A 20,216-nucleotide genomic window follows, 5' to 3' on the forward strand; every position below is an offset into this window, starting at 1 on the left:
AAACCCCAAAGATAAAGCTATTTTTTGTCAAGAGCAACTTTATTGATTATTAACTTAGCAGGGACAGTTGGAAAACAGACATTGCGTTTTGTTTCAACAGAAGCTCTGTTTTATCGGAACAGAGGCTCTGTTTCAGGCAAACAGAACGTCTGTTTGAGGCGGATATATACTTCATTTCGGTAAGAAGCAAGGTGAACACTGCTGATCCTCCGGCTGAAGAACCATAACCACCGGGCAAAGCGCAAGGAAAAGCCGGGGCGGGGAGAGGTTTTTCCCGGCTGGATAAAAAGAAAGGAGAGAATCGCGATTCCCTCCTTTGCATGTAGTTTAATTGAAACTACTTTATCATTAACTCTGTAAAGATACGACATTCGAAAGCGAAAGTCAAGTCTTTGGGAGTTTATTTCTGGAAATAGACATGAATATATCTATCTTACATTCTGTTTTTGATTGTTTTCTTCTGATCTGTAAAATGATAAGGTTATTCTTTATCATAGTACTTTTTATAAATCTTCTGGTATTCTTTCTCCTTTTGGAATTTATCCAGCCATGCATTCAAACTATCGAGTAAAGCGGGTGATTGTTTGCTGACTGCCCATGAGTAGAATTGTGTAAAGCTGATGGCTGTATTTATATCTATCTGCGGGATGGAATCGGCGGCCGCGCGTGCGATGCTTTCGTCACAAACGGCATAGTCGATATCTCCATGAGCTACCATTGAGATTAATTGTTCGGAACCGTATTTATCTATTTCTTTGATATAAATGGTATCTCCGATTTCATTTCCCAGGTTTTGGATACGCAGGATGGAGGGAGAGCCTTTTACTACGTGAAGTGTCCGCCCGGCCAAGTCCAGCTGGCTACGGATATAGAGTGAGTCGTTTTCTCCGTTTTCTTTCCGTTGCACGAGCACTTGCTTGTTGAGCGTGATGGGAGAGGTGAGGAGCAGAGAGTCTTTCAGTTCGCTGGTGGCTAATATACCGCAGGCAATTACGTCGTAACGTCCCTCGCTTAATCCTTCCAGCCGTTCTTCGAAACTCATCAGGGGTGTTATTTCGGTCTTTAATCCCTTGTCATGGGCAAAAGCCTGTATCAGTTCGTAATGAAAACCGGAAACGGTATCGCCGTCCACGTAGAAACTGATCGAGTTATATTCAGTCGCTACACGCAATACACCTTCTTTGGCAATGGCTGCATAATCACGCGGGTGTCCTGACGGCTTTTCCTGATTACCGCATTGGCGGATAGAAAAGATGATTGCCAATACAATGATTACGGGCACTAAATATCTGACCAGTCTCAATTTGGGGCGTGTTACCATAAGCCATATAGATTTTGTTAATCATAGAAATTCCATGAAAGACCGAATTTCAGTACACGCGGGTTGATAGGGTAGTGAGGAGCCAGGAAGTAATTCGGGCTGCTCATACCTTGATTCACGTGATACATCATTACATAGAAACGTGTACGCTTTAGGTGTAAGTTTGCGTATACATTCACGATCGGATAACCTCCTATCTCTACCTGGTCATTTTCCGGTTGCAAATAGAAGTTTTGGATAGCCGGCATATAAGCGGGTGCATTGTATTTACTGAAATAACGCACGTCGGCACCCAATTGTACACTAAGCACTTTCTTTGCCAGCTTGAACTGCATATAGAAATTGTGATACAGCGAAAGATCAGGCAAAGGCAATACGGTCTGGTCGCTGGACTTTTGCCAGGTTACTTCATTATCTAAATGGAAGATTCCCAGCTTGAAGTCCTGATTAAGACTTGCTGACAACACCTGTATACTTCCGCTTTTCTGTTCCGGCATTGCTTGTTGGTTGAAATAAGTGTAATTCTTTATGTTTTCAACTCCTGCTTTCAAACGTGTTCTCCAACGTGCAATGCTTAATTCTCCTTCAATACGGGTACGAAATTCTTTGTCCATATCATTGTCCCACATGAAGTGTTTGGAATGATAATGACGCATATAGAAAGGCGCAAGCTTATTGCTGACTTCACCACGGGCTATAAGGCTCACAGTGTCTTTCCATAACGGGAAGTTAAGGTCGATATCTCCTTTCACATTGAATTGTCCGATTGCTTTTCCGGCGAGTCCCACTTCACCAATGGCATGGTAATGAAGTACATTTCCTTCACGTTTGGATAATTCGCCTCCAACAAATATTTCATTTTCATTGTATTTGTCGGGCAACGGATTCCCCTCCATATTCATAAGAGTATATTTGCTGATTTTATAGGAAGCAAATGCCGTGAGTCCGGCTTTGGCATATTTATTGAATCCTTCGAGTAGAGCAATACCTATGGTATTCTTGATACCCATATAAGTAGTACTGTCTCTGGCAATCGGATTATCCGGTTCCAAATAGGTGTTTTGATAATAGTTCTTTTCACGCATGTCATCATCAGAGTTGAAGCTATGACGTGCACGCTCTACCTGAATGGTATGTATAAAACTAGTGACCGGCACAAACTCTTGTTTGGCGGGAGTCGTATCATTTTCGGCCTGCGGTATGTCGCGGCTGAATCCCAGATTGTAACGTTGGGTCAGGAATACATAAAAGTCATGATTACGGTTGGTCGTTGCACTTAATACAGTCGGGATATTGGTTGATTCATATTCTCTTTGCCCTTGTGCCATCTCTTCAGGCGCAGTGATGTATCGGTCGTCCTCAATACCTCCGTTTTCATTTGTTTTGAGATAATTGTTGCTGTAGATAGCTTGCATCTGATAGCGGTCGCCGATATAACTACCGAAAATTGCCGCATTGAAATAAGCCGTATTTTGGTTATTATAATATCCTCGTCCGTACAAGTAATCTATGTTAAAACCGAAAGCCAGCTTCTTGTTTACATTGACAGAGAAATAAGACTTAAAGCGTTCTTCTCCGTTTATTTTATTACCGGCTTTATGATACGTCAGATTGGTATAAGGTACGTTACTATTGGTGAAATTGAACTCCGTAGGACGAATAAAGAAACTGGAGAAAGGCTCCATAAAGATAGTCGGTTCCGGATCACGACGTTCAAAGAAGATGCGTGACATACGGGGAGAACCCATATTGGCCAGATAATTATAATGTCCGGTAAGTCCTTCGGTAAGATTTGAATTCTGGAAGTGGTGATAAACAGTATCCGCCGGGATGATAGTCCGGTCGCCCAACTGATTATTAATACGCCACATATATAATTTCGGAGGTAACCCCTGTACTTCTACATTTGCACTATCCAGTCTGTCCGGAATCATGGCAGGGTCCACCTGGTTACCGTATTGGTCGTATCCGTTTTCGTCCACTCTCTGGCGACCATTATCGAACTGTGCATGGACAGTTGTCAAACCTATAACGGAAAAGATTATATATAATAGTAAGATTCGTCTCATAATTGGAGGCAAAGATACTTACTTTAATTGATTTAATGATAATGGATAATTGAAAATTATGTTGCATACGTACTATACGTAGCTAATAATTATCAATTATCCATTGTACATTATCTGTTAATTAAACCTCACGGATTAACTCCATACCTTTCTTGATAGCTTCCTCGTTCATAGGAATCAGGTGATGGTGGCGTTCCGGCAGGGTTTTCTTAAGTCCTTTGATAACATTCTCCAACGTTACGATGGGGCGAAGCTTCAATAATCCGCCAAGTACGATCATGTTGAATGCTTTGGCATTATTCATCTCGTTGGCTGCATCCATTGCGTCGATACGATATACCTTAATATCCTTGCGGGTAGGAGGGTTGATAATTCCGTAACCGTCATAAATCAGGATACCGCCGGGTTTCACTTTGCTTTCAAACTTTTCGAGTGAAGGCTGATTCAGAATGATGGCAGCGTCGTATTTACTAAGAATCGGTGAGGATATTTTGTCATCGCTTACAATAACTGTAACGTTGGCTGTTCCACCTCGTTGTTCGGGACCATAAGCGGGCATCCAGGTCACTTCTTTGCCTTCCATCAAACCGGAATATGCCAGAATCTTACCCATAGACAATACGCCTTGTCCACCGAATCCTGCTATAATTATTTCTTCTTTCATTGTTCTGTTGACTTTTAGCGTTATTCTTTATCTTTTAAATCACCCAGCGGATAGAATGGGAACATGTGTTCTTCCATCCATTTGTTCGCCTTCTCCGGAGTCATCTTCCAGCCTGAACTACAAGTGGAAACGATTTCTACCAGGTTGGAACCTTTACCGTTCATGGAGTTCTCAAAAGCCTTGCGGATTGCCTTCTTAGCCTTACGGATAGCCGGTACGGATTGTACGGACTGACGGGTTACGTAAGCAGTTCCTTCCAGTTGGGCTGCGATTTCAGTAATCTTCAATGGATAGCCGTGAAGTTCAACGTCACGTCCGTAAGGACAAGTCGAGCTCTTCATGCCTACTAGTGTAGTCGGAGCCATCTGGCCACCTGTCATACCATAGATCGCATTATTGATAAAGATAATCGTGATATTTTCACCACGGTTCAAAGCGTGGATTGTTTCGGCTGTACCGATGCAAGCCAAGTCACCGTCGCCCTGATAAGTGAAAACAAGACGGTCCGGCCACAGGCGTTTCACAGCAGTCGCCACAGCAGGAGCACGTCCGTGTGCTGCTTCCTGCCAGTCAATATCGAGATAGTTGTAGGCAAACACTGCACATCCCACCGGAGAGATTCCCACAGTTTTATCTTCCATACCCATTTCCTCAATGACTTCGGCAATGAGTTTGTGTACCACACCGTGACTGCAACCCGGGCAGTAGTGCATGGCGTTATCGTTCATCAGAGTCGGTTTTTTGTAAACCAGATTCTCGGGTTTGATTATTTCTTCTTTAGTCATAACTTCATCTCCTTATCTGTTGGTGAACCGTATAAAAAACTCCATCAGCTTGACAAAGATTGCCGCGCCGCATACGTAGATAAACATTTTGAAATCATCTTTTGCTACAAAGTAGGTGATGATGGCTGCAACAGCCAATATCATAAATAGGATGTTCAGTACGTTTCTTATTTTATCGGGATTCATTGTTTCGTTATTTGATTATTTTTTCTTTCAAGGCAGTTACAATTTCATCCGGATCGGGAACGATGCCACCTAGACGTCCGAAATGTTCTACCTTTACTTTACCGTTAACAGCGAGACGGACATCTTCAATCATCTGTCCGGCATTTAGTTCCGTAACGAGCATACCTTTTACTTTATCAGCGTATGCAGCAATCGCTTTGGTTGGGAACGGCCACAGTGTAATCGGGCGAAGGATACCTACTTTAATTCCTTTTTCGCGGGCTAGTTCCATTGCTTTCTGGCCAATACGTGCCATTGAACCGAAAGCGATAATCAAATACTCTGCATCTTCGCAGTTGATCTCTTCGAAGCGTACTTCATTTTCTTCAATTTCACGATATTTAGCTTGAAAACGGAGGTTGTTGATTTCCATGGCTTCCGGTTTCAATTCGAGGGAAGTGATAATATTCGGTTTGCGGTCTTTTGCTTTTCCGGTAGCAGCCCATGGACATTGTTCAATTACTTCTGCTTCCGTGCGGCGTGGCTTTTGTGCAGGAAGAACAACCTTTTCCATCATCTGACCGATCACACCGTCGGCAAGGATAATAGCCGGATTACGGTATTTGAAGGCCAGTTCGAATCCTAATGCTACGAAATCCGCCATTTCTTGTACGGATGCCGGAGCGAGGGCAATCAGTTTGTAGTCTCCATGACCACCACCTTTTACTGTCTGGAAGTAGTCAGCCTGGCTAGGTTGGATAGTTCCCAATCCGGGACCGCCACGCATTACATTCACAATCAGACAAGGAAGTTCGGCACCGGCCAAATAAGAGATTCCCTCTTGTTTCAAGCTCACACCCGGACTTGAAGAGGAGGTCATTACCTTCTTTCCGCTACCTGCACCTCCATATACCATATTGATAGCTGCCACTTCACTTTCCGCTTGGAGTACTACCATGCCGGTTGTTTCCCACGGTTTCAGTTCGGCAAGCGTTTCCAACACTTCCGATTGGGGAGTAATAGGATAACCGAAGTAACCGTCGGCACCGCAACGGATAGCTGCGTGGGCGATGGCTTCGTTTCCTTTCATTAATACAACTTCTTCTGCCATATTCTTTTCTTTTATTCTACTTTTACTTTATACACTGAAATACATCCGTCCGGACAAACCGTTGCACACGAGCTGCATCCGTTACAGGTATCTTCCTTCACTTGCCAGGCATAGTTATAGCCTTTCATATTTACCTCTTTATTGAGGGCGATTACATCGAGCGGACACGCCACTACACACAGGTTGCATCCTTTGCAACGCTCCGTGTCGACTACGATTGCTCCTTTGATTTTTGCCATAATCTTTATTTTATTACGTTATCTTTGAGTACGGTTATTGATTAAACATCTCTTTTATTGATTGAACATATCCTTGTGGTAGAAGTTGAGGATATCTATTGCCATCTTTCTGGCCTGAACGGCAGGACTGTCCGGATTGATCTCGATGGCATACTGGTAGTTGTCCAGTGCCTGCTTCCAATCTCCTTTCTTTCGGTAGGCATTTCCCCGTAAATAGTAAAGAGTATCTTTCTCTTTTTCGACAGAACTGTCCTGGAGAAGCTGGTCCAATTGCTTAATCGCTGTGTCCACATCCCCCTGATTGATAAGCTCTTTTAGGTTGTCTATTTGCTCCATTTCTTTTCGTCTTTCGGGATTCTGAAACGCAAAGATAGTTTTTATTTATGTAAACAGGGCAAATGAGGACGGAAATTTGCAACGTTTTGAGTTTATTGCATATTCTATGAATATATAGTCAGGGGAAAGAGAACTCATTTGAATTTTGCGTTTTTTGTCACATTATGTACACTGATGCTTGGTTATCCTATGCTTTTATTTATAGCTTTCCCTGATTGTTACTTAAGGAATATTTTTCAGCGAAAACTCCTGTACATCCCACAAAAGATTCAATTCGGTTAGATAGTTCAAATACCCTCACACAAATAAAAGGATAATGAGCCGTTAAGAAACAGAATTCTTTTGTTACATTTGCGATTGGAAATTAAAAAAACACTCAATGTTATGACTAAGGGCGATGCGGAACAAGTAGAACCAATGAAGCTTATATTCAATTATAACAATGTATTTTACAGCTTCTATTATGATGACCTTGGCGGTTGTATACACCGTTCTCGTGAATATGCTATCAACTATGTGTATTCAGGTGAGATGATTCTCGATAATGGAAAAGAACAAATTCATGTCAGAAAAGGCGAATGTGTCTTTATCCCCCGCGATCATCATATAACAATGTATAAGAGAACGTACAACGGTGAGCGGTATTGTGGTATTTTCCTGATGTTTACACGTCGTTTTTTACGTGAGATGTATAGCAAATTGGGACAGCGGAGAGTACCCGTCAATACTCCAAAACTTGATTCGGGTGTGATAAAACTGCCCCAAACGGTGGAACTCGCAAGCCTTTTCGCTTCAATGACACCTTATTTCAATCCTGAAGTAAAACCGAAAGATGATTTTATGAATCTGAAGATACAGGAAGGTCTGCTCGCTTTGTTGGATATAGATGAACGGTTTGCCCCGACGCTTTTCGATTTCAACGAGCCGTGGAAAATAGATATCCTGGAATTTATGAGCGAGAACTACATGTATGAGTTCACAATGGAGGAAATGGCTCATTATACCGGGCGCAGCCTTGCCACGTTCAAGCGGGACTTCAAGAAGATAAGTGACCTGACACCTGAAAAGTGGCTTATTCGCAAGCGTCTTGAGGTGGCTTACAACAAGATGAAGGAAGGCGGTAAAAAGGTTGTGGACGTCTACGCAGAAGTAGGGTTTAAGAATCCTTCCCATTTTTCAACCGCATTCAAGAAACAATATGGTATATCACCGACCGCCATATTTGCATAGAATTCTTATTTGTGTAAATCGGGATAGTTTTATATTGAGCTTTTGAGCAATACTATTTGAGCCTCACAGCAATGCCGCTGTGGGGCTTTTGCTTTACCTTTGCGCTGTAAAATAAGAAAGAATAATTCAACAACCATTTAAGTAATAGCAGAATGAAAACAACGAATCTTACATCCGTGGCAATCGCAGTCTTGTTAGGAACCGTCATGCTTGCGGGCGCAGGCTGCACAAATAGTAAAACAAATCAAGAAACAAGTGATAATATGGAAACATTGAATCTTACTCAAGAATGGGACAAGAAGTTCCCGCAAAGCGACAAGGTAAACCACCGTAAGGTGACGTTTAAGAACCGTTACGGCATCACACTTGCTGCCGACCTCTACGAACCAAAGAATGTTGAAGGCAAACTCGCTGCCATAGCTGTGAGCGGTCCTTTCGGAGCTGTAAAGGAACAGACATCCGGTCTTTATGCACAGACAATGGCGGAACGTGGGTTCCTTACTCTTGCATTTGACCCCTCATATACCGGTGAGAGTGGCGGTGAACCTCGTAATGTAGCTTCACCGGACATCAATACCGAAGATTTCAGCGCAGCAGTCGATTTTCTCACAGCATTGTCTGATGTGGATGCAGAGCGCATCGGGATTATTGGTATCTGTGGTTTCGGTGGGATGGGACTAAATGCTGCTGCTATGGATACACGTATCAAGGCTACAGTGGCTTCGACGATGTACGATATGAGCCGTGTGAATGCCAATGGTTATTTCGACGCAGAGGATAGTGCCGACGACCGCAACAAAAAAAGGGAGATGATGAATGTTATCCGTACCCGTGACGCGCAGAGTGGTACAATCACTCCCGGTGTCCCTGGGTTGCCTGACAGCATCACCGGTGAAGAGCCACAATTCGCCAAGGATTATTTCGATTATTACAAGACTAACCGTGGTTTCCATGTTCGCTCTATCAATTCCAATGGTGCATGGAGTCCTACGATGACGCTGTCTTTTATCAATATGCCGCTATTAGCTTATATTCATGAGATTTCCCGCCCCGTACTTCTTATTCATGGTGAAAATGCCCATTCGCGTTATTTCAGTGAGGATGCTTTCAAAAAGTTGACAGGTGATAATAAAGAACTGATGATTATCCCTGGAGCGAACCATACTGATCTCTACGACCGTACGATTCCTTTCGACAAATTGGAGGACTTCTTCAGAAAGAACCTGAAATAATAAATTATGAGTAAACAGTAGTAATAGCTATATACAATTAAATGATGAACGATATTTTTGCAAAAGACTTGAGCGGTGAGATGGTCTCACCTGATGAACCGGGTTACGATGAACTGATTACGGACATTTTCGCTACCATAATGCAACCGAGATGAACACGGGTTATCGTACGCCTGAGGACGTCCGATTGTGATTGAAGACAAGGTTTGGATTGGCATAAATTCGACCATACTTCCAGGTGTAAGGATTGGCTATGGAGCGAGCGAATAATATAATGGCTGTTTCCTGATGAAATAGGAATTATACCTGAAGAAACTGTAATTAATAAAGGTGCGTTCTAACTCTAATGAAGGTAAGGTAGTTGAAATAAATATCTTACCTTCTGCAGATTGTTTAGAACCCATATAATCAGTTACGCCTGTTTTCCTTATTGATTCGTTATAAGCCGTTTCTACATTATATTCATATTAGATAAGAGTGTTTTATTTTTCAATGGCATAGTGTTATCTTATTCTATATTAAAAAGCGGCAATAGGACGTACGTAGTAAGGCGTCGATATATAGGACTGCGCGGTGCTCGTGCTTACCAGACCTACACTCCACGAATCTCCACTTCCATTTTGGACGGATTGCCAATATCTGCCCGAATTATAATTAGTGAAAACAGTTTTTTTGATTAACTCGACTCTTGTATTTCTCAACTCCAGCATCTGTCCTCCGGCTGGGAAAAACCATCCGCTGGTTTTAGCATCTGCGGCAGGCGAGTAGCTGATACATGCATTAGCAGCCGGATAATTACCTATACCATCGGCTTTGAGTAATTGTGTTATCTTAAAGCCATTAAAATATCCGTACGGACTACTTCCGTTACGATTGGAATCCAAGGCGAACTTCTTGTTCCCCCACTTGATGACTGCTCCATTATTTGCATCTTTCAGTGCCACTGTATATCCATTAATGTTAGTCATCGGCTCTCCGTTACCATTGACATATTCACTATCATCCGCTGTAAATCGCCCCACCTTGAAGACAAGCCCGATGTAAGTTCTTTTGATAATGGATGTTTCGCCCGGAATAATCTTACCATCGCTACAAAAATAGTCGCCCACTTGTAGCGCCCGGGTTATGCTTCCGTCGGTATAGACCGCTGTTTCCACCTGCTGAGTGTAGTATTTCCCGGCAGCGAGCTTTCCGGCTGTTAGTGAGGTTCCCGTATATAGAATCGTTTTGTCACCTTTCGTTAGATAACTCCCGGCAGGCACAAAGTCGCCTGCCGGGGAAGGTACGATGGCACGAAACGTTCCGTCGTCCATACGCAGGGCTTTGATGCCGTTTATAGTAGCGTCTTTGGCAGTAACGTCCAGCCTCAGTACCCCACCGGCATACTCAAAGCTTGCTCCTGCCGGGGGAACGCAATTAACTAATCCCATCGGTTTGAGTACCAGCAACGCATGCAGATGTTCAAACTTCAGCGTGAGCACCTTCTTATTCGCATTTGCCGGGTCTACCGTGGGGCTGGCAACGGCTGCCATCAGGTCGCTGCCGGTATAGGCGGCGGAGGTGGACTGGTCAGCGGCCGGTTGCAGTTTAGCGTTGTTTGCCAGGTCTTTGAGGATTTCCGCTTTATTGTCTTGTTTGATTGTAATGCCGTCCCGATAAGGATAGTATGCCACATAGGCGAGATTGTCGTCGTAGCTGTACAATGCGTGTGTATCACCGGTGGCAGGTGCCCAACTGCCCGTTCCGTCCGCTGCTTTTGTATAAACCAGTTTGAGGTTGTACACACCATCGATAGCGGCTACATTGGGCGTTTCAAAATTCCTGAGGGCGAAGATGCCGATGGCATCACCATCGGAAAATTCTGTGGTATAACCGTTCTCGATTGGCGTGCGGGTGACGGAGGTGTTTTTTTTATCAATGGCGGTGTAACTACTCACCGTTGCACTGATGGTAAGAGGGATGCGGCGATCTGTATTTCCGATGTTCTCCATACCTGCCTCGTCCGTACAACCACCTCCAAGGATAAGGAAGGTATAGAGACAAATATTAGACAAGAATGTTTTGTTTTTTAACGGCATAGTGTTCTCTTATTTATTGTAAAATAATTTTTATAGATGGATTAAAATACTAAGGTGGTACGTAATAGATTCGTCAAACATAAACTTAGAAACAACCGAAGTAGATTACCAATCTACCGTGATGAAACCGTGGTAAAGAATCATGATAAAGCTCCTCCATTTCGTTGGCAGATATTCGACCGATAGTACTACCGCAACCTTTTTTATTTTATTCGGCAATTATATCCTAAAACGTCAGTACAGCACGTACCCTGTACGACCTGTCCCTGTTGGCGACATACCCCATGCTCCCGGAATTTAGCTTGACTATTCTTGCTTGTGAATCGCTATTGGCAGTGCTGGCATCCCAATAATATTGATTGCTACCAATATTTTGTCCATATCCTGCACTGACTAATTTGGTGAGAGAAGCATTTATATCCCCCCATCGCAATATGGCCCATGAGTACATAAATCCTTCCGAGGGGAAATACCAGCCACTGTTATTTACAGCTGTCAATTTTCCTTTGTCTGTATTACCATAATTGAGACAATAATAAGCGGCTGCATAATTACTCGCCGAAAAACCACCATAGTTGGCATCAGCATCTTGTTTCATTTTTTGAGTAAGTTGGTACCCCCGCCAGTCGTTCCATGAGTCAGAAGTATTGGTGCCGATATTTCCGTTCGGTCCCCATTTGCAAGTCACTACATCATAGACAGATACTACATGGCCATGTACAGTGTTGTTAACACAATTTCCTCCATAGTTAGTATCACTGCCGCCCGCCGGAGTAATAAGGATACCGACACAGTTCGTTGGGTCAGGGATGGTGTTTATATCCCGGTTCAATAGCTTTCCATCCCGGTAGAAGAAGTCGCCGGATTGCAATCCGCGTATTTTGGTACCTAACTGGGTATTAGTCTGTATAGTGTAATATCTTCCGGCAGTGAGTGTTCCGGTGGTCATTGGACTGCCGGTGAAATTTAGAGTTTTACCGTCTGTCAGGATATATTTACCTGAGGGGGTAAAAGAAGCGGCAGAAAGTGAAGTCGGTATAATGGCACGGAATGAACCGTTGCCCATGGGACATGCTTTGACATTGTTTATTGTAACTTCCGATGCCTGACTGCCTAACAGTTCTCTTGCTTCATCACGATATTCAAAACCACCGTCTGGTGATACGTAGCGTAGAAAACCTTCGCTCGGTTTGAATACCAGCAACGCATGCAGATGTTCGAACGCCAGCGTCAGTACCTTCTTGTTGGCATCCGTAGGGTCGGTCGCAGGCCGGGCAAAGGCTGCCATCAGGTCGCTGCCGGTATAGGCGGCGGGGGTGGACTGATCGGCGGCGGGTTGCAGCTTGGCGTTGGCCGCCAGGTCTTTGAAAATTTCCGTCTCGATGTCTTGTTTGATAGTGATTCCTTCTCGGTAAGGATAGTAGGCTACGTAAACCAGGTCGTCGTCGTAATTGTACAGCACGTGCGTGTCGCCAGAGGCGGGCGCCCAGCTTCCCGAGCCGTCCGCGGCTTTGGTGTAGACCAGCTTGAGGTTGTACACCCCGTCAACGGGAGTTACATCGGGCGTTGCATACTCTTTAAGGGCGAAGATGCCAATGGCATCGCCGTCGTTGAACTCCGTGGTGTAGCCGTTCTCAGTGGGTGTGCGTGTGGCGGGGGTGTCTCCCTGCACGCAGGAAACGAAGCCGCTTGCCGTGGCGCGGATGGTGAGGGGCGTGCCGTTGCCTGCATCGTCGATGCCCTGCGGCTCATCTGCTATTTCCGTGCAGCCTCCCAAAGCGCAACCGCTCGCGATGAGGAGGGCGGCGCCAAGGAAGCCGCTGATGAAGGAATGTTTGTTTTTAAACGTCATAACTATCTTGTCTTTTTTTATCATATTCCTAATCATGTTCATTTTTCCCGTTACACGAGGATAGCACCTATCTGGCACGACGGGCCTTCAACCTGCCGGAAACGGAACGTCCCGCCCGCTTCTCACGAGGGAGAGGCGGGCGGGACGGAAATTATTCTACTACAAAGTTTATAAACTGCTACTAACTTCTTTTATCATGCGGTGCACAATGGGGGCATCATCGGAATGTCTTCTTTTAAGGTCTTGAATACAACTTCAGCATCCATTTCAAAATAATGATGAGCTATCTTATTACGCATTTTCATTACTCCACTCCAATATATCTCAGGATATCCGGGGAGCAATTCACCTCTTGTTATTTTATCCAAACCTTTCACAGCTTCGTCCAATGCGATTAGGTTTATACAAATAGCATCCAAACGCAACATACCATCCGGCGATAATAAAAAATCATCCGGGGTAGCAGCTACAGCTGCCCGTTGGGTAATCATCAACTGTTGAGCGCCAATTCTTTATCATACATAAATACTTTCTTTTAAGATTCTTTGTTTCAAGCGCGCGTTCATTCGCTCACGTATTCTTATTAAATCTACCGGGGAACCCAGTAGCTCTTCAAGCTCGCTCTGTATATGTTCCAAGGTGAGAAGTGATGGCGGCTCGCCTTCATAACAAACATCAACGTCGCTTTGCTCCGTTTGCTCTCCTCGCGCTACGGAACCGAATACACCGAGACGCTTGAAACCGTATTTACTCGCAAACTGTGTTTTATATATGCGGAGAAGTTCTAATATTTCAGCAGTTGATTTCATAACTCTATAATTTTTACTTTGCTATGCTTGCAAAGATAATCATAATTTCCGTTTCCAGCATGTCAAAGAGCGATATTTCAAGCAACAGGTCTGCATAAGCGAACGAAAGTTGCAAAGGATATTTTGATGTACTACGCTCCCGGTCTCCGGTTAAAAGGCGAAGAAGGGACGGGCGACGGCAATAGGCACGTCATAGTTTTCTAAATTTCCATACGTAGATTCTATCGCAAACACACCGCTTCTATCGGTACCATAGAACGCCCATATACCTTGATTAGCGAAATGGGAAGTTAGCCAAAAACCGATCTCATGTTCTTCAGGAGAAGATGGCATAAGAAATGTGATGCCAATTTTAGCCATGTAATTATTTGCTTTACCCAGCATTTCAATTCTTTGGCTGTTGTCCGACTGCCAGATACCCCATTCTCCAACTGAAACAAAATCATACGGTGATTTCCCGCAAAGGGTTATCATTACATCAAACCATTGACCTATACTCGGGATGAACCACGGGCTGCGATTTATGCCGGCAGGCACGGCGTTATCATTCCGGTATTGTTGTAATGCCGCAAATATAGGGTAGTCACTGAGAGGCGTTTTTCCCAACATCGTTTCTGTTTCAGCATATCCGTTCATGTAAGTTTCCGCTGTATTCATATCCGCAACCGGTGGATAAGGGTAAGGAGTCGATAATGAGTGACCGTTTTTCATCCACAAGGTCTTCTGCCCGGAGGAAATGTTAGCCAATCCCATTACGTACGCATGATTCCAACCCTTTGCGTTGCATCCCGCATCCGTCATCCTTGTGGGATCGCACGTCATCACTATCCCTACGGCGTTGGCATAGTCCGGTATTTTTCCACCGGCATCCACCGCTCCGTCGACAGGATAAATCTCGATTTTGCCGTTATGCTGATATACAAAGTCACCCGGTTGTAGCGCGCGTTCTACAGCAGTACTTCCTGTACGACTTGTGCAGTGCACTTCCAATGTGTAGCACGTATTGGCCTGAAAGCCGCCGGAAATGGCGGAACCGGTGGCGGTGACCGGACACAGCCCTAAGTCATCGTCATACGTAGTGTACTCGCATCCAATGGAAGAACTGGTGTTTGTGGCTTGCGTCAGTATGCGGTAGGTTCCGTCGCTCATTTCGCTGGCTTTCCTGTTGTTTATCTTCATCTTGAAGTCATCTCCGCCACCTTGTACTACATTCCTGTCTATTCCCCATTTCCGGGCTTCGGCATGATAGCCGTAAGCCGTCACCCCTGTGGGAGGAATACATGGGCTCATTAACATGGGCTTTATCACTAATAATGCATATTCGTGCTTGAAGTTCAGCACCAGTGCTCCGCGGTCGGCATCGGTCAGCGAAGGCAGGGTGGCGGCGGTCATCAGGTCGTTGGCTGTGAATACCTCCTTCGTAAGCATATCGGTTGCCAAGGGTTTATTGGTCTTGAGCCAGTTGCGGATGTCCTGCTCGTTGTTCACGGAGGCAGTGGTCAGTGCGTCCGTATAAGGATAGTAGGCAAAGTAGGCCACCGCATCGGTATAGAGCAGTGGGGAGGAGGCCGCTGTAGGAGCTTCCCAGGTGCCGGTTCCGTCCGCCGCTGCGGTATAGGTCATCTTGAGGTTGTAGATGTCCGTCGATATGTATTCAGTGCCAGATGCGTTTTTGCGCACGCAGAAGAGCCCGATGGCGTCGCCCGTTTGGAACTTGGTGCTCGTGCCCTCCATCACCGGGGTGCGGGTGGTGGGGCTGCCTCCGGGCTGTGCCGGGGCTTGGAAGCCGCTTGCTGTGGCGCGGACGGTGAGGGGCGTGCCGTCGGCGGTGCCTCCGCTTAGGATGTCTGTTTCACTTGTGCAGCTATCCAGTGTTACAAGGAGGATGCAAAGGGAGGCGAGGACGATAAGGTAAATATCTTTCTTCATATCGCTATGTATGTTAAAATGCTAGAATGGCAAGTGAGTTGAACGTATTGTACTGAGCGTTTTTACTCAATGTAGTTAAGATTTCATTACCCGGAATACCATAAGCTAAGGAGGCATCAATTTCCGTACTGGTCCAATAGGGCTGTCCGCTTAAATAATAAGACTGGTCAATCTTTAGTAATTGCTCTTTCATAAGCTTCCTCCCTGCCCCTGTTTGTGGCTGAGCCTGTCCCTGCCCCCATAACATATATTTTAGTTCCATTACCGAAGGTAGGTACCAGTCGCTGCTTGTTACCGGTGCCGGAGTGGCTTGCCTGTAGGCAAGAATGCTTTCGATGGGAAGGATAAGCGATGCAGGGGTTGAAGTGCGGATGTTATTGTTGTAGGCCGTCAGTGCTTTTGTATTGGAATATCCTTGGTATTTATCCGTCGCCCGAATATCTATGCCGGGTCCTGAGGACCCATTTGTCCAATCGTTTACAGCTTCGGCAGTTTCGCTCCAATGCTCGGTGCTCGTGTTGACATTAGTGAGGCTCACCACCAGTCCGTGCGTACATCCGGAATGCTCCGAAGCAAGCAAGGCATCTCCCTGCCCTTGTGCATCGCCTGTGCCGGGGTCACCCACCCAGAAGACCACGCCTATGCAGCTTTCCTTCATCGGCGCGTCTTCTACCTCGGGCGCCACGCCTCCAGGCCATACGGTGCCGTCGGCATAGTAGAAGTCGCCTGCCTTAAGGGCGCGCGTTGCCGTGGCCGGAGTGTTGGGCATGGTGGCGTTCACCGTCAGTTCATAGTATTTGCCAGCTTGCCGGTTCTGTGTTGCCGTGCCTGCTGTGCCGCTGTATTCCACGATAATGCCACCTCTCTCGTAGCTTCCGCTCAGGGCATTGTTTCCCGTAGGTTTCACGATGGAGCGAAACTCTCCATCCGTTTTCTTCCATGCCTTTACGTCGTTTAGCACCGCATTGGCGGCAATGGCGTCGGCAACAGCTACGCGCAATCTGGAATGATATTTGAAGCTTCCGTCGGGCGCATCATACTTAGGCGCCATAATGTTGGTTTTCACTACCAGCAGCGAGTAGCTGTGGGTAAAGGTAAGCGACAGCAACTTCCGGCTGGGGTCGGCGGTATCGGTGGCCGTGCCGCTGGCGGTCATCAGGTCGCTGGCGGCGTATGCTTCGGGGGTGGACTGGTCGGCAGCGGGTTGCAGTTCCGTCTTCCCGGAAAAGGAGGCAAGGATAGTGGCCGCGCTTTGTGTGGGGTCTATCGCGATGCCGTCTTTGTAGGGGTAGTAGGCGATATAGGTCACGTCCGCATAATAATATAAGGTGGTGGCGGCATCTGCCGGTTGCCACGTTGGCTTATGTGAAGCGTCGTCGGCGGGGGCGTATGTCAGCTTGGAATTGTTGATGCCGTCCACGATGGCGGCGACCGGCGTACCGATGCCCCTTACGGCAAAGAGGCCGATGGCGTCGGTTTCCTCAAACCAAGTGTCATAATTATCCTGTTCAGAAGCGCGGGTGTCAGGCGAGGCGTCCGGCTGTCCGGTGAAGCCGCTTGCCATTATCTCCAAGGCAAGGGGAATGTGACCGTCTGCCGTGGATGATCCGCCGACACTGTCTGTTTCGTTGGTACAACCGCCCAGTGCTGCGAAACCGGCGCAGAGCAAGGCAAGGCGGGCGGGGGCTGCGCACTGGTAGAAAGAACGGACGAATAAGTGCTTGATGTATCTCATTGTTATCTTGTTTTAGTAGGATTTACGACTTGGAATCAACTCTTTTCCACGATTTCCGTTCCCCCGTCCTCCCATTGCACGTCGTTCTGCACGGTGCTGTGGGTTACCACGGGCTTGCCGTTCACCGAGCCCGAGCCGCCCGTCCCCCAATTGGGGTCGGAAGGATTGACAGCGTAGGTGATGACTACGCTTCCGGTGACGGTGCCCGTCCCGGCATCATCCCATGTGGGATGGGTAGAAGTGGTGATGGTGAGTTTTTTCTTCTCAAGCTTGAAATTATAGCTGATATGCGCCCCCATAGTCCATGTTTCGGGCGAAGGAATTTTATCGTTCCATTCTATTGTCTGCACCGGAGCCTCGCCGGAGGGTACATTGCCGGGGGTCGTGTAAGCAATCTTAAAGGAAGGCTTGTAAGCTAATCCTTTACGGATGGGCATGACAAAGAAAGTGGCGAGGTTTGTTTTCGTTCCGTCTGTGGCAGGACTGTATGGGAGGCGTGTGGGAATACAGGTTACCTTAGTGAGAATCCCACTACCACCTGTCAAAAGGTTCCACTCCTCGTTATCATAAGGAAGGGGTCTTTTTCCATCCAATAAACTGCCCATTGTAAAAACTGTAATTGTCATCCCCGTCGCCTTATCCACGTTTGTCACATTAATATCCACCCGCGTCAGGGCATGGAACATCTTAAAGCTCACCTTTCCGTTGTTGCTCGCATACGTCTGGTTCGGCAGCGCGCCGGCAATGACCAAATCTGCCTGGTCGGCTTCCGCACCTTGTATTGTGTACTCCATGGTGGGAGGACCGCTTTGTGTGGTGCCGGACACATTCAGCCCTTTTGGGGCGTAAGGTCCGTAAGCATAAAAGCTCACTTTATCTGCCGGATTATTGGGCCAGTACTTCACGGGTGAGTACGTCCAGGGAGATGCACTGTTGGTTCGCTCCACCTTTTGGTTGCACATGAAGTTGGGCTTGTCCGAAGTGCTCAGATTGCTGTTGCCTGTATAATAGGCATACACCCCCATGGAGGAAAGGCTGGAAGCAGTAGTCTCTGCCGCACGGCTGACGGCCTGGTCTACGGACACACCGAAGTCCAGAGGAATGTCTCCCTGCGGCATGTCCGGCGTGTTGTCGTCCGCACCGCATGCGGCGAGCAGCGTCAGGAGAAAGACGGTGACTCCGGCGCGTATCCCGTTTTTGTGAATGAATAGCCGTCCGGCTTTTATCGTTCGATTCTTCATATTTCTTCTTTCTTCATTTTCTTTGGTGACCGGGAAGGGACATTCAACCCTGCCCGGTCTGATGTGCCGGCTTTGGTTGCCGGAATCAGCGTTTGATTATTCTACTGTTGCTTCCGTTTTGATATCTTCCCATGGAGTGACCGTAGCATCACTAATCTCAATCTTATGCAGATTGATTTTCAGAGTATACAAATAAGACTCTTTACGTTTCATGTGTCCTGCCGGTAGCTCGATGAAAGCTTCCCCATGGCTGGCAATGAATTTGCCGGCATTAGTCGCATCTTTGGACACGATATCGTAATGGAAACCTATCTTGATGTCTCCTTTGGCACAACCCTTGTTTTGGGTTAGATCTGTGCCGCTCTTTTCTCCTACCGGAATGAGATAAAGGTACTCTTTATCCTTGAAAAGCGGAACGGCCTTCTCTGCTGTCCCTTGTGACGCTTTTGTGATTCGGATACCTTGTGTACGTGCGTCATGTCCTGCGGCGGGGGTGGATATATCGATACCCGGACTTTCCAGGTTCAGCATCTTGTCGAGACTGAAGTCTGCCTGGGCAATAGTGGCATCCGCCTCATAGTTCCAGTGAAGTTCAGACCATTTGGCACTGGTGTAGAATTTGGAATTCGCATTAACGGGCGATGCCGGGTCTATCAGCGAAAGATTACTGCCGTCAGCACTGTGGTCCGTACCTACAATCCACATGTGGGTGATATAAACGAAACTGTTCGTACCGTCCATACCATCGAAGTCACCGGCTCCCAACTGTGCGCGGAAGGAGATACGCGAGAGCGTATGCTCGAAGGTAAAGCTGATCTTGCCTCCATTTTCGGCCGTATACGTTTTGTCACGCTGGTCGGCAACCACAAGATCCACCATCTTGTCGAGTTTGTCCGTTGTTTTGAGCTTAAACTTGATGTAGGGGATACCCGGAGCAGTGGCTGCCGAGGTGATTACTCCTGATTTGCTGCCGTTCTGCCAGTCGCTCTCATAAGGTGCATAAGCGAAGAAAGAAATTTTGTCATTCTGTCTGTTCGGCCAGTATTTCACCGGAGAGTACGTCCAGACATTGTTGGTTCCGTCAAACTTTACCATCTGGTTGTGCATGAAGCTGGGGGTTACCGTGGTCTTTACAGTTTCAAAGTTATCTTGTCCCGTAAAGTAGGCCATGATGCCGAATCCACCATATTTATTGGCATCTGTCGGATCATCCTTCATACTTTCCGTAGTCATGTCCACACCTCTGGTTGGTACTCCCGTGTACACACCGAATCCCACCTGCGGGTGAGCGTCCGGACTGATTTCTGTCACTTCATTCTGCGAGCAGCCTGCTATCGTCAGTGCCGCAAGCGATAACATCATAGCGTTAATCGTTTTCATTGTTTCTTAGCTTTAGTTTTTCATTGTTTATATATTAATA

19 protein-coding genes and 1 pseudogene are annotated in these 20,216 nt (G+C 46.4%); 3 read left to right on the forward strand and 17 right to left on the reverse strand.

From position 1 onward, the window contains the following. Window positions 1-49: 49 nt before the first annotated feature. The 9 genes from DW862_RS20965 to DW862_RS21005 form a co-directional block, all read right to left on the reverse strand. On the reverse strand, window positions 50-322 hold the full coding sequence (locus DW862_RS20965) for a hypothetical protein (protein ID WP_087318853.1): 273 nt from the start codon (window positions 320-322) through the stop codon (window positions 50-52). 159 nt (window positions 323-481) lie between these two features. Beyond that, window positions 482-1,321 carry a transporter substrate-binding domain-containing protein gene (locus DW862_RS20970; RefSeq protein WP_120070241.1) on the reverse strand — a complete coding sequence of 280 codons (840 nt, stop codon included), beginning with the start codon at window positions 1,319-1,321 and terminating at the stop codon, window positions 482-484. A gap of 17 nt (window positions 1,322-1,338) precedes the next feature. Continuing rightward, on the reverse strand, window positions 1,339-3,390 hold the full coding sequence (locus DW862_RS20975; RefSeq protein ID WP_120070245.1) for a putative porin: 2,052 nt from the start codon (window positions 3,388-3,390) through the stop codon (window positions 1,339-1,341). A 121-nt stretch (window positions 3,391-3,511) separates the two neighbouring features. Next, window positions 3,512-4,054 carry a 2-oxoacid:acceptor oxidoreductase family protein gene (locus DW862_RS20980; protein ID WP_004297415.1) on the reverse strand — a complete coding sequence of 181 codons (543 nt, stop codon included), beginning with the start codon at window positions 4,052-4,054 and terminating at the stop codon, window positions 3,512-3,514. 20 nt (window positions 4,055-4,074) lie between these two features. Further along, complete coding sequence (locus DW862_RS20985) at window positions 4,075-4,839, reverse strand: thiamine pyrophosphate-dependent enzyme (RefSeq protein ID WP_004297416.1); 765 nt, start codon at window positions 4,837-4,839, stop codon at window positions 4,075-4,077. A 12-nt stretch (window positions 4,840-4,851) separates the two neighbouring features. Further along, complete coding sequence (locus DW862_RS20990) at window positions 4,852-5,025, reverse strand: hypothetical protein (protein WP_004297417.1); 174 nt, start codon at window positions 5,023-5,025, stop codon at window positions 4,852-4,854. A 7-nt stretch (window positions 5,026-5,032) separates the two neighbouring features. Beyond that, complete coding sequence (locus tag DW862_RS20995; protein ID WP_004297418.1) at window positions 5,033-6,115, reverse strand: 3-methyl-2-oxobutanoate dehydrogenase subunit VorB; 1,083 nt, start codon at window positions 6,113-6,115, stop codon at window positions 5,033-5,035. 11 nt (window positions 6,116-6,126) lie between these two features. Then, window positions 6,127-6,354 (reverse strand): ferredoxin family protein, encoded by a 228-nt coding sequence (locus DW862_RS21000; RefSeq protein ID WP_004297419.1) that lies wholly within the window; start codon window positions 6,352-6,354, stop codon window positions 6,127-6,129. A 54-nt stretch (window positions 6,355-6,408) separates the two neighbouring features. Beyond that, window positions 6,409-6,690: a tol-pal system YbgF family protein gene (locus tag DW862_RS21005; protein ID WP_004307591.1), complete on the reverse strand. Its 282-nt coding sequence runs from the start codon at window positions 6,688-6,690 to the stop codon at window positions 6,409-6,411. A gap of 384 nt (window positions 6,691-7,074) precedes the next feature. Here DW862_RS21005 and DW862_RS21010 point away from each other — a divergent pair, with 384 nt between their 5' ends. The 3 genes and pseudogenes from DW862_RS21010 to DW862_RS21020 all read left to right on the forward strand — a co-directional run. Next, window positions 7,075-7,920, forward strand: coding sequence for an AraC family transcriptional regulator (locus DW862_RS21010; RefSeq protein ID WP_004314956.1), 846 nt, complete (start codon window positions 7,075-7,077; stop codon window positions 7,918-7,920). Between the two features lie 152 nt (window positions 7,921-8,072). Beyond that, a complete protein-coding gene (locus tag DW862_RS21015; RefSeq protein WP_120070249.1) occupies window positions 8,073-9,152 on the forward strand; it encodes an alpha/beta hydrolase in 1,080 nt (359 codons plus the stop codon). A gap of 44 nt (window positions 9,153-9,196) precedes the next feature. Further along, window positions 9,197-9,413 (forward strand): annotated as a pseudogene (locus DW862_RS21020) (sugar O-acetyltransferase); the annotation flags it as partial. Window positions 9,414-9,670: 257 nt separating this feature from the next. On the opposite strand, the gene DW862_RS21025 reads toward DW862_RS21020, so the two are convergent. The 8 genes from DW862_RS21025 to DW862_RS21060 form a co-directional block, all read right to left on the reverse strand. Next, window positions 9,671-11,230 carry a fimbrillin family protein gene (locus DW862_RS21025; protein WP_117684471.1) on the reverse strand — a complete coding sequence of 520 codons (1,560 nt, stop codon included), beginning with the start codon at window positions 11,228-11,230 and terminating at the stop codon, window positions 9,671-9,673. A 226-nt stretch (window positions 11,231-11,456) separates the two neighbouring features. Then, the gene (locus DW862_RS26490; RefSeq protein WP_243636518.1) at window positions 11,457-13,160 is read right to left on the reverse strand and encodes a fimbrillin family protein; all 1,704 of its coding nucleotides are present in this window, start codon (window positions 13,158-13,160) and stop codon (window positions 11,457-11,459) included. A gap of 116 nt (window positions 13,161-13,276) precedes the next feature. After that, a complete protein-coding gene (locus DW862_RS21035; RefSeq protein WP_004314950.1) occupies window positions 13,277-13,573 on the reverse strand; it encodes a DUF86 domain-containing protein in 297 nt (98 codons plus the stop codon). A 24-nt stretch (window positions 13,574-13,597) separates the two neighbouring features. Next, window positions 13,598-13,891 (reverse strand): nucleotidyltransferase family protein, encoded by a 294-nt coding sequence (locus DW862_RS21040; RefSeq protein ID WP_117684469.1) that lies wholly within the window; start codon window positions 13,889-13,891, stop codon window positions 13,598-13,600. Between the two features lie 150 nt (window positions 13,892-14,041). Then, a complete protein-coding gene (locus DW862_RS21045; RefSeq protein ID WP_229129661.1) occupies window positions 14,042-15,625 on the reverse strand; it encodes a fimbrillin family protein in 1,584 nt (527 codons plus the stop codon). Window positions 15,626-15,833: 208 nt separating this feature from the next. Beyond that, entirely contained in the window at window positions 15,834-17,555 is a 1,722-nt protein-coding gene (locus DW862_RS26200; RefSeq protein ID WP_181981102.1) for a fimbrillin family protein, read from the reverse strand. A gap of 35 nt (window positions 17,556-17,590) precedes the next feature. Continuing rightward, window positions 17,591-18,796, reverse strand: a complete 1,206-nt coding sequence (locus tag DW862_RS21055; RefSeq protein WP_117684467.1) for a fimbrillin family protein — start codon at window positions 18,794-18,796, stop codon at window positions 17,591-17,593. A gap of 96 nt (window positions 18,797-18,892) precedes the next feature. Then, window positions 18,893-20,176 (reverse strand): fimbrillin family protein, encoded by a 1,284-nt coding sequence (locus tag DW862_RS21060; protein ID WP_008021867.1) that lies wholly within the window; start codon window positions 20,174-20,176, stop codon window positions 18,893-18,895. Window positions 20,177-20,216 lie beyond the last annotated feature (40 nt).

Origin of the sequence: Bacteroides sp. AM37-9 (assembly GCF_003603455.1) — a bacterium.
In the GTDB taxonomy this organism is placed as follows: domain Bacteria; phylum Bacteroidota; class Bacteroidia; order Bacteroidales; family Bacteroidaceae; genus Bacteroides; species Bacteroides xylanisolvens.